Origin of the sequence: Ferrovibrio sp., assembly GCF_036381655.1 — a bacterium.
Classification (GTDB): Bacteria; Pseudomonadota; Alphaproteobacteria; order Ferrovibrionales; family Ferrovibrionaceae; genus Ferrovibrio.
Genome location: NZ_DASVCJ010000029.1, coordinates 52,318 through 67,275, shown reverse-complemented (window position 1 = coordinate 67,275; position 14,958 = coordinate 52,318). Strand labels below are relative to the sequence as shown.

The window sequence follows — 14,958 nt, the reverse complement described above, 5'->3', positions numbered from 1 at the left end:
ACCGCATCGAGCGCTTCTTCTGCCGCCTCAAGCAGTTCCGAGCCATCGCCACCCGCTACGACAAACGAGCCGACCATTTCGCAGCAGCCACAAAGCTCGCCGCCGCCATCCTCTCATACAATTGACGACACACCCTAGGCCAGCCCCAGCCCGAGCTTGTCGCCCAGGCCGGCGGCGATCAGCAGGCCGGCGCCCATATCGGCGAAGATCAGCGCCAGCGACTGCACGGTGAGCTGCAGCGTGGTGGCCTCGTCGCGGATCCTGCGGTCGGCATGTCCGGCCAGGCCCTCGGCGGCCTGCTTGATCTGCCGCAGCAGCGTGCCGGTCACCACCGCCTTCGAGATCGGATGCGCGTAGCGCAGCTCTTCCACCGACACGCCGGCGCTGGCGGTGCCATCGACGCCGAATTCCGGCGCCACGAAGCGGTTCACCAGCTTGCCGCCCTGCACGCCGTCGAGATAGGCCATCAATTCCTGCGGCGTGACCTCGCTGCCATGCTCGAGTGCGAGGCTGGCGGTGCAGACCTGCAGCAGCATGTAATAAAGGTCGGCGATGCCGCTGCGCCAGGCATCGAATTCCGCCGGCTCGGTGAACAGCCTGCGATCCAGGCTGACCGCTTCCGCGAAGGAGCGCGCCTGGCGCAGATGATCGAGCGCGCGCTCGACGGTGCCGGCATCGGGCGCGGCATGGCCGTCCGCCTTGTCGCTGCGCTGCGTGTAGCCCTGGTGCATGAAACCTCCGGCCGCTGCCTCGGCAGTGAATTCTGCCTGCTAGTCTGCCCAAGCCGCACCCCGGCAGCCGTGACCAAACGAGGACAATCCCCCCGTGCGGCCGAGGCCCTTGCCAATAAAGGAAGCATGCATATATTAAGCATGCTTATTGTTGCCGAGCCTAAGGCAGCTCCGGGAGAGATTTCATGGGATTTCCGCCGAAACCAGCCCTGCCGCAATCGCTCGGCTTCGTGCTGCATGATGCCGCGCGGCTGCTGCGCAAGCGTTTCGAGCAGCGCGCCCGCGGCGTCGGCCTGACCCGGGCGCAATGGCAGGTCCTGGCCGCCCTGGCCCGCAACGAGGGCATTCCGCAATCGGGCCTGGCCGATCTTCTCGAGCTGGAGCCGATCACGGTCGGGCGCATCCTCGACAAGCTGGAGCAGGGCGGCATGGTCGAGCGCCGCGCCCATCCGACGGACCGGCGCACCAAGCTTCTGTATCTGCAGCCGCAGGCCTATCCGATGCTGGAGACGATGCGCGATCTCGCCACCGCCACCCAGGCCGAGGCCTTTGCCGGCATTACCGACTCCGAACGCGAGATGATGATGAGATTGTTGATCCTGATGCGCGGCAACCTGATTGCCGCCTGCAACGCCGCGCCCGAGGACACGGCGCAGCTCAAGGCCAAGGCGGGGGCGCGTCATGGCTGAGAACCGCGCCGCCAAGGCCGAGAGCAATATCCGCGTCGTGCGCGATGACGCCGCCCCGGCGGTGACCGCCCGCGACAAGACCGCCGACAATCCGGGCGATGCCGCGGCCGGCGCACAGGCGGCGCCGCGCAGCCGGCGCAGGCGCTGGCGGGCGATCCTGCTGCTGGCCGGGCCGCTGCTGGTGATCGCCGTCGCGCTCTGGGCCTATCTGTCCGGCGGCCGCTACGTGTCGACCGACAATGCCTATGTGCGCGCCGACAAGCTGGCGGTCAGCACCGACATTTCCGGCATCGTCGCCTCGATAGAGGTGAAGAACGATCAGACCGTCGCCGCCGGGCAGGTGCTGTTCAGGCTCGATGACGAACCCTACCGCATCGCCCTGGCCGGCGCCGAGGCGCAGCTCGGCAATGTGCGCAACGAGATCGCCACCCTGCAGGCGACCTATCGCCAGATGCAGGCGCAGGTGCAGCAGGCGCGCACCGATACCGCCTTCTACGAAACGAATTTCCGCCGCCAGCAGGATCTGCTGCGCCGCGGCGTCGTCTCGCAATCGGTCTATGACCAGGCCAAGCGCGACCTCGATGCCGCGCGCGAGCGCCTGATCGTGGCGCAGCATCAGGCGGAAGCGACGCTGGCGCAGCTCGGCGGCGATGCCGATGCGCCAATCGAAAGCAATCCGCGCTATCTGCAGGCCAAGGCGCAGGTCGATCAGGCGCGCCGCAATCTGCGGCATACCGTGGTTAGCGCGCCGACCGCCGGCGTGGTGACCAATGTCGATGCGCTGCAGGTCGGCGCCTATCTGCCGGCGGCGCAGACCGCCTTCAACCTGGTCAGCACCGAGCATGTCTGGGTCGAGGCCAGTCCGAAGGAGACGGACCTGACCTATCTTTCCGCCGGCGACCGCGCGGTGGTGACCATCGATTCCTATCCCGGCCGGGAATGGCCGGCGGTGGTCGATCACATCGATCCGGCGACCGGCGCGGAATTCTCGGTCCTGCCGGCGCAGAATGCCTCGGGCAACTGGGTCAAGGTGGTGCAGCGCGTGCCGGTGCAGCTGCGGCTCGAGCCGCAGCCCGGCGCGCCGCCGCTGCGCGCCGGCATGAGCGCCAATGTGGAGATCGATACCGGCCATAGCCGCAGCCTGGGCAGCCTGTTCAGCGGCCTGCTCGGCCTGCTCGGCCTCGGCTGAGGCGGAGCGCGATGGCTGAGGCCGACGAGGCCGTTCCGCGCCGCGGCATCCTCACCGTCTGCGTGATGCTGGCCACCATCATGCAGGCGCTGGACACCACGATCGCCAATGTCGCGCTGCCCTACATGCAGGGCAACCTGTCGGCGACGCAGGACCAGATCAACTGGGTGCTGACCTCCTACATCGTCGCCGCCGCCATCGTCACGCCGGTGACCGGCTTTCTGGCGGCGCGCTTCGGCCGCAAGACGCTGTTTCTGACCGCCGTCGCCGGCTTCACCATCGCCTCCGTGCTTTGCGGCCTGGCCACCTCGCTGCCCGAGATGGTGCTGTTCCGCCTGGCCCAGGGCGTCTTCGGCGCGCCGCTGGTGCCGATGTCGCAGGCGGTTCTGCTCGACAGCTACCCGCGCGAGAAGCATGGCTCGGCCATGGCGATGTGGGGCGTCGGCGTCATGGTCGGGCCCATCCTCGGCCCGACGCTCGGCGGCTGGCTGACCGAGTCCTACAACTGGCGCTGGGTCTTCTACATCAACGTGCCGGTCGGGCTGCTGACCTTCCTCGGCCTGTCCGCCTTCCTGTCGGAATCGCGGAAGCTGAAATTCGGCCTCGACTGGTTCGGCTTCCTCACGCTCGGCATCGCCATCGGCGCGCTGCAGCTCATGCTGGACCGCGGCGAGCAGGTCGACTGGTTCTCCTCCACCGAGATCGTCGTCGAGGCGACCGCTTCCGCGCTCGCCTTCTACCTCTTCGTCGTGCATACGCTGACCGCCCGGCGGCCCTTCATCGATCCGCAGATCTTCAAGGACCGCAATTTCAGCCTCGGCCTGGTCTGCATCTTCATGCTCGGCGTCATCCTGCTGGCGACGCTGGCGCTGCTGACGCCCTATCTGCAGAACCTGATGAATTTCCCCGTCGTCACCGCCGGCGTGCTGCTGGCGCCGCGCGGCGTCGGCACCATGGTGGCGATGATGATCGTCGGGCGCCTGATCAACCGGATGGACCCGCGCTATCTGCTGCTGTTCGGCCTGGCGCTGACCTTCGTCGCGCTGTGGGAGATGACCGGCTGGACGCCGGATGTCTCCGAGGCCGATATCGTGCGCACCGGCATCACCCAGGGCCTCGGCCTCGGCTTCATGTTCGTGCCGCTGTCGACCATCACCTTCGCCACGCTGGCGCCGCATCTGCGCACCCAGGGCACGGCGCTGTTCAGCCTGATGCGCAACATCGGCTCCAGCATCGGCATCTCCATCGTCATCTTCCTGCTGAGCCGCAACACCCAGATCATGCATGCGGCCCTGGCCGAGCATGTCACGCCCTTCAACCAGGCGCTGCGCCAGGGCGGGGCGGCGCTGCTCTGGAACCTGAACACGGCGGCGGGCCGGATGGCGCTGAACGGCGAGATCACCCGGCAGGCGACCATCGTGGCCTATGTCGACGACTTCAAGCTGATGATGTACGTGGCGGTGGCCGCCGTGCCGCTGGTGCTGATGCTGCGCCGGGCCAGGCGCAGCGCCGACGCCGCCCCGGACCTGGTGCCGGACTGATCCTTCGCCAGGCGGGGCCCGGAGGCGAAACGGGAGGAAGTGGGGGGCGGAGCGGGGCGGCCCGGCCGCTCGCTTAGGTACATTCCCTTACTTACGCTTTCCCCCGCCAGATCCTATTTTCCCTGTTCGGGCAGGGGAAGCAGGCGAGGCGCCGCAGAGCGCCTATGGCGCAGGATGCGCCGAACGGCATAGGCGGTTGGTTCATGGACGTGTCTTCACCCAAGGCGGTCATCGGCGTCATCGATGATGACGAGCTGGTTCGCGATTCGCTCAAGGCCCTGCTCGAAACCCGGCATTACGCCGTGATCGATTTTGGCTCGGGCCGGGAATTTCTCGACACCGAAGCCAGCGGCAAAGCCGGGGGCCGGGGCGGCATCGCCTGCCTGCTGCTCGACATCCACATGCCCGACATGACCGGCATGGAATTGCTGACGCTGCTGCGCCGGCGCGGCGACAGAACGCCGGTCATCCTGATCACCGGCCGCGGCGATGCCGCCCTGCAGAGCCAGGCCCAGGCGCTGGGGGCGCCGCTGCTGGACAAGCCGGTCGCTTCGCCGGCGCTGTTCGCCGCGATCGAGAAGGCGCTGGCCTGAGCGCCGCCGCGATCGGGAGTCGCCGCAATCCGAAAAACGGAACGAGGAACCGGCTTCCCTCGCCTCCGACTACGCAAAATCCCCTAGGTAGAATTCCGAAATATCCATCCGCGAAGCCGGCCGGTAGCTTGCCGCCATCGATACGCAGCGCACGCCGAGGAGCGACAGACATGGCACCGGACCTGGCAGATACCGCAACGACCAAGCCCTTTTCTGCGCTGCGCCCCATTCCCTCGCCGCCGGCCGCCATGGCCCGGCCGGCGGCGGCCCGCATCCCCGATCACGCGCCGGTCAGCAGCGATGCCGGCCTGGCCGCAGCGCTGCAGCAGATCGCCACCATGATCCGCATCGGCCGCGATGCCAGCCTGCTCGAAGAGGGCGATGCCGCCGATCACGTCTTCCGCGTCGTGCGCGGCACCCTGCGCAGCGTCAAGGTTCTGGCCGATGGCCGCCGCTGCATCACCAAATTCCTGCAGCCGGGCGACTTCGTCGGCCTGAGCGAGCGCGAGGAATATTCCTTCACGGTCGAAGCCGTCTCCGACGCTACGCTGCTGCGCTATCCGCGCCGCCGCTTCCAGACGCTGCTGCGCGGCGACACCAGGCTGATGCACACGCTGCTGACGCTGATCTGCGGCGAGATGACGGCGGTGCAGGACCGCCTGCTGTTGCTGGGGCGCAAATCGGCCGCCGAGCGGATGGCGAGCTTCCTGCTGGCCATGGCCGAGCGCCAGGGCAGCCAGCCGGAAGATGCCGCCGCCGGCGCGATCATGACAGTGCATCTGCCGATGTGCCGCCAGGATATCGCAGATTATCTCGGCCTGACGATCGAAACGGTCAGCCGCCTGATCAGCAGGCTGCGGGCCCAGCGCGTCATCAGGCTGGAAGGCGCGCAGAATCTCGTCCTGCTGCGCCGCGACCTGCTCGAAGAGATGTGCGAGATCGAGACCGCCTGACGGCTTCGCGCCGGAGTTCGCACCAGAGCTTCACGCCGCTTTCCCCCGTCAGCGTTTCCTCCCTGTCACGCGGATTTCTCGCCCGGCCGCATGGCCGGGCTTTTTTGTCGCGCGGGTCCTAGTCGGCGTCATGCGATGGTTTCTACTTTTGGATTATAAATATGAAGTTTTCACGCGCGATTTTCTATTTTAGATTTAAATCGTTGCTCCGTACCAGGAGTGCAATCCGCACAGGGACTTGCGCGGGACAGGAAGGGGGCATTCATGAAGGCTCTGGTCATCGACGACGAAGCCGCCATGCGCGCGCTGATCGCCACCATCCTGCGGGGAGCCGGCCATGAGGTGATCGAGGCGGCCGACGGGCGCATCGGCATGGAACTGTTCGAGCGGCATCAGCCGGAGCTTGTGATCACCGACATCATCATGCCCAACCAGGAGGGGATCGAAACCATCCGCACGCTGCATCGCCTGCGGCCCGATGTGAGGATCATCGCGATTTCCGGCGGCGGCCATGGCCAGTTCGATTTCCTCGGCATGGCCCGGGAATTCGGCGCGCTGGCCACGCTGGCCAAGCCCTTCCGCAAGCAGGAGCTGCTCGACGTGGTCGCCAGAGTCGCGCACTAGCGCGTCGCGGACTGGCGCGGCGGCCGCGTCCCGGAACCGGCCTTCGGGGAACAAGCGGCAGCCGCCGGCGGTTTCAGTACGGGAAATCGCCGAAAGGAGGCCGGATGCTCAAAGTCATCGGATGGGCCGTCGTGATCATTTTCCTGATCGGACTGGCGGTGGTGCTCGGCCTGTTCAAGGCGATCTTCTGACGCAGGCGGCCCGGCGGCGCGCTTTGCCGCGCCCTGGTCTCATCCCTTGGAGGCGGCCAGCGGGTCGAAATACAGCGCCACTTTCTTGGCCAGCTGCGCATCCAGGCAGCGGTATTTCATCGCCACGAAGCCCTCGTCGGTATAGCGCACGACTTCGCCTTCGGCGTCGAAGGTGATCTGCAGCTTCGGGTTCTTGATGCGCACGGTCAGCTTCAGTATCTCGCCGTCGAGGAAGCTGCCGGTGATCGGGCCGAACAGAAGCCCGATGGCGCTCCAGTTCTTCAGCGGAATGCGCGTGCCTTCCAGCACGACATGATCTTCCGGGCCGCATTGCGTGCGTGCCGAACGGCGCTGCTCGCCGCCGCTCTGGATGCGCTGGATCAACGGATCGAGGATGCCGAGGAACTGCTCGCGGCGATGGTCCGACAGCCCGGACGACACCACCTTCTTGCGCAGTTCATGGGCGATCTCGACCTTCTCTTCCTGGCTGTAGGCCGGATCGACGAATTCCTTTTCCAGGTCGCGGTGCTCGAACAGATAGGCGATGTATTTGAGCAGGATTTCCTTCGGCCCGTCGCCGATGGTCTCTTCGAAAAGCTGCAGCCCCTGCATCAGCTTGGGCGCCGAATAATAGCCGGGTATCAGCTTGGCGAGCTTCTCGGCGGTGACCAGCCGCACCATGCGCTTTTCGAACAGGTCCGCCGCGCCCAGCTCGATCGCCAGTTCGCGGTCGCGCGTCAGCATGGCATAGACGTCCTTGGTGGCGCCGAATTCCTCGGTCGGCTCCTCGGACAGCAGCGGCACGGAGGACAGCAGCAGCCGGCGCACCAGCAGCAGCACCGCCTCATGCAGCGCCGGCATTTCATGCCGGGCCGTGATCTCGTGCAGGCGGCGGGCGAAGTCCGTTTCCAGCGCATGCTCATCGGTGGCATAGCGCGCATCCAGCAGGGACATGAGCTGCATGATGCGCAGCCGCCCGTCGCGGAACTTGCCGAGCAGTTCCGGCACCGCGCTCTTGGCGTGCAGAATCTCGGCCAGGGCCTCGTCCAGCACATGCACGGCCGACGGCTCCATGTCATGGCCGGATTCGGCGAACAGCTTGAGGCAGCGGTCGGCCTTCTCGGTCCAGCTCTTGCTCATATAGAGGTGATGCGCCAGCGCGGTGAACGCGATGCGCTCGCCGTAGAGCGGATCGGAGGCGACGAGCTGCGCCAGCAGGCGATGCGTCAGCGGCGTGCTGGGGATTTTCTTCTCGAAAGCCTCGACCTGGGTGACCGCCGCCGTGGTGATCGCATATAGCTTCTTGACCTTGTCGCGCACGGCGCTCTGCGTCGCCTGCGCCTGGGCGATGGCGGCCTTCTGCACCAGGGCGGCCAGCAGGTTCTCGGCGTTGTTGATCACCTTGGCATGCGCCGAGTGATGCAGCAGCTCGATGGGAACCAGGATATTCTCGTCCAGGTAATCGCGGCAGACCCGCGCGATCATGTTGCGGGCGCGCCGCTCGGAGAGGGCATGGGCGTCCTGACACAGGACGACGCCTCCCGAAAGTTCCTGGACCCCCGACGGTGCGTTCATTAATGGCCTTCTGCCGCGCCCTTTCGCGCCTTACCACCCGCGCTGTTAGGGGCTACGCCCCCGGTCACTATGGCAGGTGGCAGGCAAAAAAGAAATATTTGCAGGCCTGCCGCGCAGGACGGATTCCCGTAATGCGAGGGTGCCTGTGATGCCATCTCGCGCGCAGCTTGCTGACGGCGGTTGCCCTGGGCCGTTTGCCTACAGCCGTTTGCCTTACAACCGCTTGCCCTGCCGGCCGCCGGGATTGCTCGGCCCGGTCCCCTTGGCCAGAGGCGAGAGCGGCCGCTCGCCGAATTTCCCCAGGGTGATCAGCCTATCGTACATGACGATCGCGCCGGCCACGGCGACGTTGACGCAGAAGCTGGTCGGGATCTTGAGCACATGCTGGCAGCGCGCCACCAGTTCCGGGCTCAGGCTGCCCATCTCCGGCCCCAGTACATAGGCCGCGCGCAGCGGGTGGCGGAAGCGGGGCAGCTCGATCGCCTCGTCCAGCAGCTCGATGCCGACCAGCTGGCAATCCTGCGGCAGATTGAGCTCGGCCGCCGAGGGGTAGTCGTACCAGGGCAGGTTCTCGGGCGTGCGGCTGGTATCGGAACGCGCGGCATTGACCGAGTAGGTGGCGCCGATGGTGAAGACGAAGCTGCCGCCGAAGGCATGCGCGGTGCGGAACAGGTTGCCGGCATTCATCGGCTTGCTCAGGCGTTCGACGCCGATTCCGAAATAGCCGCGCATGGATACTCCCGCCTCGTCATTGTATAAGCGCAGAACCGTCTAAGCGCAGAACACCAGCAGGAGAGTCTCGCATGAGCCGCCCCTTCGGTCCGCTGCCATCCCCCGGCGCGCGGCCCTTTATCGTCGAGGTCAAGCGTGGCGCGCAAGTGGAAAGCCGCCATCCGGTCATTGCCGCCATCGTCGATGCCGATGGCGGCCTGGTGGCCGGCTGGGGCGATGTCGAAACGGCGATTTTTCCGCGTTCCTCCAACAAGGCCCTGCAGGCGCTGCCGCTGATCGAGAGCGGCGCGGCGGATGCCTTTCGCCTGAGCCAGGCGGAAATCGCCATGGCCTGCGCCAGCCATGGCGGCGAGACGCGTCATACCGACACCGTCGCGCTCTGGCTGCAGCGGATCGGGCGCAAGCCGGACGATCTCGAATGCGGCGCGCATTGGCCCTATCACGAAGAAACCGCGCGGCAACTGGCGCGCGATCGGCAATCGCCCAGCAACCTGCACAACAACTGCTCGGGCAAGCATGCCGGCATGGTCAGCGTCGCCACCCATCTGGGCGAGGATATCCGCGGCTATGTGAAACCCGATCATCCGGTGCAGCGCCGGGTGACGGCGGCGATCGAGGATGTCTGCAAGGTCAAGCTCGCGCCCGAGATGTTCGCCACCGATGGCTGCTCGATGCCGACCATGGCGCTACCGCTCCGGGCTCTGGCGCATGGCTTCGCGCGCTTCATCACCGGGCAGGGGCTGGCGCCGCAGCGCGCGGCGGCGGCGAAACGGATCGCCGCCGCGGTGATGGCCGAGCCGTTCTTCGTGGCCGGCACCGGCCGCTTCTGCACCGCGGTGATGCAGGCCGGCAAGCAGAAATTCATCGCCAAGACCGGCGCCGAGGGCGTCTACACCGCGGCTTCGGCCGAGCTTGGCCTCGGCATCGCGCTGAAGGTCCTCGATGGCACGGCGCGCGCGGCGCAGACCGCCCTGGGCGGCCTGCTCGAGCATCTGAAGCTGCTGGACGACGAGGGCCGCGAGGCGATCCGGCCGCTGGTCGAGCAGCCGCTGAACAACTGGCGCGGCCTGCATGTCGGCGATATCGGCCTCGCCCCGCCGGCATTCTGAGCGACGGCAGTCGAAAGGATGTGGACGGCGGTCCGCCGCGCGACGGAGCCGCTGTCGGATATCGTGCAGGATGATTACTCGAGTATTCAGCCGTCGTCCTGAAATGGGATTCCGGGTCTCGCGGCGGAACCGCGCCGCTTGCCCGGAATGACGAGACAGCGGTCAAGGCCGGGCCCGTTCACACAGATCGTCACCCTCGGGCTTGTCCCGAGGGGCCATGGGCGGTGCGGTCAGGCCGAGGCGGCCGGGCTCTGGCCTTGCTGCGTCTGGCCCTGTTGCGGCTCGGCCTGGCGCAGGGCCGCCAGGGTCTGCTCGATCACCGGCTTGGGCAGATCGCGGGTGATGAAGACGATCTTGCTGCGCCGGTCCTCGTCGGGCCAGGCGGGGATGGTCGCCGGCGGGTGGAAGAGATGCTGCACGCCATGCACCACCACCGGCCGGTCGACGCCGACGACATTCACCAGGCCCTTCACCCGCAAAAGATTGTCGCCGCGATAGGCGGCCAGCAGGTCCAGCCAGGTCGCCAGCGTGTTCCAGTCGAACGGCTCGTCATAGGTCAGGCAGAAGGCGGTGATCGAGGCGTCATGGCGATTCACGTCATGCGGATCCTGGCCCTCGCCGGCGCCATGGTGATGATCATGGTCGTGGCCATGGTGATGCTCGTGACCGTGATGCTCGTGATCGTGGTGATGATGGCCTTCGTCATAGGCCTCGGCGCGCAGCCAGTTCTGCACGTCGAAGGTCTTCCTGGCCGGATCGTAAAGTCCGGCATTGAACAGCTGGTTCGGTGCCAGATCGCCGTTGACCGCCGTGAAGGTCGGCGCGCCGGGATTGAGATGCTGCAGGCGATGGCGCAGCTGCTGCACCGCCTTCTGGTCGGCCACATCGACCTTGCTCAGCACCAGCCGGTCGGCGACGGCGGCCTGCTTCACCGCTTCCTTGTGGTTGTTCAGCGTGGCCTCGCCATTGACCGCATCGACGAGCGCGATCACGCTTTCCAGCCGGCAGCGCTCGGCCACCGCCGGATCGGTCATCAGCGTATGCAGCACCGGCGCGGGATCGGCCAGGCCGGTGGTCTCGATGACGATGCGGCGGAAGGGCCTCACCTCGCCGCGGTCGCGCCTGCTCATCAGGTCGTGGAAGGTCTTCACCAGGTCGCCGCGCACGGTGCAGCACAGGCAGCCCGAGCTGAGCAGCACGGTATCCTCGCTGGAGGAGGCGATCAGGGCGTGGTCCAGGCCGATCTCGCCGAATTCGTTGACGATGATGGCCGTCTCGCCCATGTCGGGATGGCGCAGCAGGCGGTTGAGCAGCGTGCTCTTGCCGGAGCCGAGGAAGCCGGTGATGACGGAAACCGGGATGCGGGTATCGACCTGTTCGGACATGGAAAACTCCTCACGCCACTAATGTCGTGCGGGCGGCGGGGAAAATCCAGTCTCCGCCGGTTTTACAACGTCCAGTATTTGACGGCTTGGGGGAGCGCGGCGCGGCGCCAGATACCCTTGATGTCGGCGATGAGGCCGCCGGGCTTCAGCATGCCGGCCAGGGCGGCGGGGGAGAGCTGGCAATAGGCCTGATGCGGCACGGCGGCCAGGATGGCGTCGAAACCGCCGAGCTCGTCCAGCCGCGGGCTCAGCATGACGCCGTATTCATGCTGCGCCTCGTTCGGATCGGCGAGCGGATCGTGCACGCTGACGCCATGGCCGAGCTGCCTGAGATGCGCGATCAGGTCGGCGACCTTGGAATTGCGCAGGTCGGGGACGTCTTCCTTGAAGGTGAGACCCAGCACCAGCACCGTGCCCTGCGCCGGGATGCGGGCCGAGACCGCCTCGGCGATATAGCGGCTCATGCCGTCGTTGATCGCCCGGCCCGAGAGGATGATGCGGGCATGATGGCCGAGCTGCTCGGCCCGGTGGGCCAGGTAATACGGATCGACGCCGATGCAATGGCCGCCGACCAGGCCGGGCTGGAATTTGAGGAAATTCCACTTGGTGCCGGCCGCCTCCAGCACGTCATGGGTGGAAATGCCCAGTTTGCCGAAGATCATGGCGATCTCGTTGACGAAGGCGATGTTGATGTCGCGCTGGGCATTCTCGATCACCTTGGCGGCTTCCGCCGTCTTGATGCTGGGCGCCAGGTGAATCCCGCCGCTGGTCACCCGGCCATAGAGCGCGGCGAGCTTTTCGGCCACCGCCGGCGTCTGGCCGGAGACGACCTTGGCGATCCTGTCGACCGTATGCACCCTGTCGCCGGGATTGATGCGCTCGGGCGAATAGCCGAGGAAGAAGTCGCGGCCGCAGACCAGGCCGGACTCGGCGGCGATGATCGGGCCGCAGATCTCCTCGGTGACGCCGGGATAGACCGTGCTCTCGAAGACGACGATGGCGCCCGGCACGGCATTGTGCCGCAGGGCCTGGCCGACGCTCCTGGAGGCCGAGCGGACCGGGCCGAGATCGGGCTGGTTCCTGGCGTCCACCGGGGTCGGCACGGTGACGATATAGACGCCGTGTCCGGCCAGATCGGCCGGCTCATGGCTCAGGTGCAGGGTCGAGGCGCGCAGCGCGGCCGAATCGGCCTCGCGGGTGCGGTCATGCCCCTCGCGCAGTTCGGCGATGCGGCCTTTGTCGATATCGAAGCCCAGCACCGGGCCATGCCTGGCCAGCGCCAGGGCCAGCGGCAGGCCGACATAGCCGAGACCGACGACGGCGATCGAATCGGGGGAAGGGCGGAAAACGGACAAGGCGGGGTCTCTCGGCAGGAAAGCTCAAGGGGCAGGGGGTAGCCCGCACGCCGCCGCCTGTCAATAAAGGGCGGCCGGCCGCCGCCTTCGCTTGACCCGCCTGTCCGGGCGGGATAGAGCCCGTCCATGTCCCGCCGGCTCTTGATCGTCGTCCAGGAAGCGCTGTTTTTCACCACCCATAGGCTGCCCGTGGGGCTGGCGATGCAGCAGCGCGGCTGGGAGGTGCATGTGGCGGCGCCGGCCGATCCGGCGATCGCCGCAAGGCTTGCGGCCCAGGGCTTCCAGTTCCATCCCATTCCGCTCGCCCGCGGCAGCCGCAGCCCGTTCGCGGATTTGCGGTTGCTCGGCGCTCTGGCAGTCCTGTTCCTGCGGCTGCGGCCGGACCTGCTGCATCTGGTTTCGATCAAGCCGATGATCTGGGGCGGCATGGCGGCGCGGCTGACCGGCGTGCCCGCCGTGATACATGCCATTACCGGCCTGGGATTTGTCCGCCGCAATGAAGGTGGCGGGTTGCTGCGCAGTATCCTCGAACGCCTGTATAGGATCGCACTCGCCCACCCGAACAACCTGGCGATCTTCCAGAACGGCGACGACCTCGCGGTTTTCGAGACTGGCCGGATGGTGCAACCCGGGCGCTGGATGATGATCCGCGGCTGCGGTGTCGATATGCAGCGTTTCGTAAATCGGCCGGAAGCCCCGATCGATGCCGCGCATCCTCCCATCGTGATGTTTCCGGCGCGGCTGATTGGCGACAAAGGGCTGTATGAATTTGTCGCCGCGGCCAAGCATTTCAAATCGAAGCAGATTCCGGCGCGTTTTGTCCTCGTCGGCCGGCGCGATCCGCTCAGCCCCTCCGATATCGGTCAAGACGCATTGGACGATTGGGTGGCGCGCGGGCTGGTCGAGTATTGGGGCTTCTCCGATGACATGCCGGATACGCTGGCCAAAGCCCACGTGATCGCGATGCCATCCTTCTATGGAGAAGGCGTGCCGCGCAACCTGATCGAGGCCTGTGCGGTGGGGCGGGCCATCGTCACCGCCGATGCTCCGGGATGCCGCGAGGTGGTGCGCCATGAGGAAAATGGCCTGCTGGTGCCGGCACGTGATGCCGCAGCGACGACGTCTGCCATAGGCCGGTTGCTTGAGGATGCCGATCTCCGCCGCCGGCTGGCCGCCGCCGGCCGGGCCAAGGCCGAGGCCGAATTCTCGGTTGAGCATTTCGTGACGCAAAGTCTGGCGGCTTACCGGCATGTGCTGGGGCAGGAGCCATGACCGGCTTGGCTTACTGGGCGTGGGCTATTGCACTTGCCGCGCTGGCCGGACTGATTGTTGCGCTGGCGATGCGGCCGCTGATCGCCTGGTTGAAGCGCCGGGCGGTGTGGGATGTGCCGAATGCCCGCTCCAGCCATGCCGAAGCCACTCCGCGGGGTGGCGGCATCGCGGTCATGGCCGGCATCGTTGCCGCCGCCGCCGTCTGGCTCGGTCTGCTGCAGGACGCGGTCGCGGCCGTTGCGCTGCTCGGGGCGCTGGCGCTCGCGGCGATTTCGTGGCTCGACGATCGCCGTGCCGGCGGCCTGCCGGCGCGGCTGCGGCTGGCGGCGCAGGCCCTGGTCATCGGCATCGTCCTGGCTCTGCTGCCGGCCGAGGCGCGCATCGCCGGCGGCTGGATGCCGCTCTGGCTGGAGCGGATCGTCTGCTTCTTCGCCTGGCTGTGGTTCACGAATCTTTTCAACTTCATGGACGGGATCAACGGCATCAGCGGCACCGAGATGGCATCCATCGGCATCGGCATCGCCGCCCTGCATGCGATAGCGGGAGACGCGGACAGCAGCGGCGGCCTGGCGCTCATCCTGGCGGCTGCGGGGCTCGGTTTCCTGCCGTGGAACTGGAACCGCGCCAGGGTCTTTCTCGGCGATGTCGGCAGCGTGCCGGCGGGCTTCCTGCTCGGCTGGCTGCTGCTCGATGCGGCGCTTCAGGGCCAATGGGCGGCGGCGCTGATAGTGCCGATGTATTACTGGCTCGATGCCAGCATCACGCTGCTGCGCCGTCTGCTGCGGCGGGAGAAGATCTGGGAGGCGCATCGCAGCCATTTCTATCAGCAGGCGGCCCGCCGATTTGGCGATCATGTCTCGGTCACGCGCCGCATCGCAGCCCTGAATGTCGCGCTGATCGGATTGGCGCTGGTCTCCAGCGCAGGCTGGCCCCTGAACGGCTTGGCGGTGACGGTTGCCGCCGGCCTGACCATTCTGCTGTGCAGGCATTTCGCTCAGCCCGCAAAGCCAGTACTATAG

The 14,958-nt window shown here is 66.8% G+C and carries 14 protein-coding genes and 1 pseudogene; 10 read left to right on the top strand and 5 right to left on the bottom strand.

What is annotated here, in order from left to right:
- Nucleotides 1–125, top strand: a pseudogene (locus tag VF194_RS06240) (IS5/IS1182 family transposase); the annotation flags it as partial.
- A 9-nt stretch (nt 126–134) separates the two neighbouring features.
- Here VF194_RS06240 and VF194_RS06235 read toward each other — a convergent pair.
- The gene (locus tag VF194_RS06235; RefSeq protein WP_330889114.1) at nt 135–731 is read right to left on the bottom strand and encodes a hypothetical protein; all 597 of its coding nucleotides are present in this window, start codon (nt 729–731) and stop codon (nt 135–137) included.
- 185 nt (nt 732–916) lie between these two features.
- Here VF194_RS06235 and VF194_RS06230 point away from each other — a divergent pair, with 185 nt between their 5' ends.
- The 6 genes from VF194_RS06230 to VF194_RS06205 all read left to right on the top strand — a co-directional run bounded on the left by VF194_RS06230 (nt 917) and on the right by VF194_RS06205 (nt 6,320).
- Nucleotides 917–1,420 carry a MarR family transcriptional regulator gene (locus VF194_RS06230; RefSeq protein WP_330889112.1) on the top strand — a complete coding sequence of 168 codons (504 nt, stop codon included), beginning with the start codon at nt 917–919 and terminating at the stop codon, nt 1,418–1,420.
- Nucleotides 1,413–2,609, top strand: coding sequence for an HlyD family secretion protein (locus tag VF194_RS06225; RefSeq protein WP_330889110.1), 1,197 nt, complete (start codon nt 1,413–1,415; stop codon nt 2,607–2,609). The genes VF194_RS06230 and VF194_RS06225 overlap by 8 nt, the downstream gene beginning before the upstream one ends.
- Before the next feature lie 11 nt (nt 2,610–2,620).
- Entirely contained in the window at nt 2,621–4,150 is a 1,530-nt protein-coding gene (locus VF194_RS06220) for a DHA2 family efflux MFS transporter permease subunit (protein WP_330889108.1), read from the top strand.
- A 203-nt stretch (nt 4,151–4,353) separates the two neighbouring features.
- Nucleotides 4,354–4,743, top strand: coding sequence for a response regulator transcription factor (locus VF194_RS06215; RefSeq protein WP_330889106.1), 390 nt, complete (start codon nt 4,354–4,356; stop codon nt 4,741–4,743).
- Between the two features lie 170 nt (nt 4,744–4,913).
- Nucleotides 4,914–5,696: a helix-turn-helix domain-containing protein gene (locus tag VF194_RS06210; protein ID WP_330889104.1), complete on the top strand. Its 783-nt coding sequence runs from the start codon at nt 4,914–4,916 to the stop codon at nt 5,694–5,696.
- Nucleotides 5,697–5,960: 264 nt separating this feature from the next.
- Nucleotides 5,961–6,320 (top strand): response regulator, encoded by a 360-nt coding sequence (locus VF194_RS06205; RefSeq protein WP_330889102.1) that lies wholly within the window; start codon nt 5,961–5,963, stop codon nt 6,318–6,320.
- A gap of 230 nt (nt 6,321–6,550) precedes the next feature.
- On the opposite strand, the gene VF194_RS06200 is transcribed toward VF194_RS06205, so the two are convergent.
- The gene (locus VF194_RS06200) at nt 6,551–8,086 is read right to left on the bottom strand and encodes a hypothetical protein (protein ID WP_330889100.1); all 1,536 of its coding nucleotides are present in this window, start codon (nt 8,084–8,086) and stop codon (nt 6,551–6,553) included.
- Between the two features lie 213 nt (nt 8,087–8,299).
- Nucleotides 8,300–8,818 carry an RNA methyltransferase gene (locus VF194_RS06195; protein WP_330889098.1) on the bottom strand — a complete coding sequence of 173 codons (519 nt, stop codon included), beginning with the start codon at nt 8,816–8,818 and terminating at the stop codon, nt 8,300–8,302.
- A gap of 71 nt (nt 8,819–8,889) precedes the next feature.
- On the opposite strand from VF194_RS06195, the gene VF194_RS06190 reads away from it, so the two are divergent.
- Nucleotides 8,890–9,927 (top strand): asparaginase, encoded by a 1,038-nt coding sequence (locus VF194_RS06190; RefSeq protein ID WP_330889096.1) that lies wholly within the window; start codon nt 8,890–8,892, stop codon nt 9,925–9,927.
- Between the two features lie 230 nt (nt 9,928–10,157).
- Here VF194_RS06190 and VF194_RS06185 read toward each other — a convergent pair whose 3' ends face one another.
- A complete protein-coding gene (locus VF194_RS06185; RefSeq protein ID WP_330889094.1) occupies nt 10,158–11,312 on the bottom strand; it encodes a GTP-binding protein in 1,155 nt (384 codons plus the stop codon).
- Nucleotides 11,313–11,374: 62 nt separating this feature from the next.
- A complete protein-coding gene (locus tag VF194_RS06180) occupies nt 11,375–12,667 on the bottom strand; it encodes a nucleotide sugar dehydrogenase (RefSeq protein ID WP_330889091.1) in 1,293 nt (430 codons plus the stop codon).
- A gap of 126 nt (nt 12,668–12,793) precedes the next feature.
- Here VF194_RS06180 and VF194_RS06175 point away from each other — a divergent pair, with 126 nt between their 5' ends.
- The gene (locus VF194_RS06175) at nt 12,794–13,939 is read left to right on the top strand and encodes a glycosyltransferase family 4 protein (RefSeq protein WP_330889089.1); all 1,146 of its coding nucleotides are present in this window, start codon (nt 12,794–12,796) and stop codon (nt 13,937–13,939) included.
- Nucleotides 13,936–14,958, top strand: a complete 1,023-nt coding sequence (locus tag VF194_RS06170) for a glycosyltransferase family 4 protein (protein WP_330889087.1) — start codon at nt 13,936–13,938, stop codon at nt 14,956–14,958. The genes VF194_RS06175 and VF194_RS06170 overlap by 4 nt, the downstream gene beginning before the upstream one ends.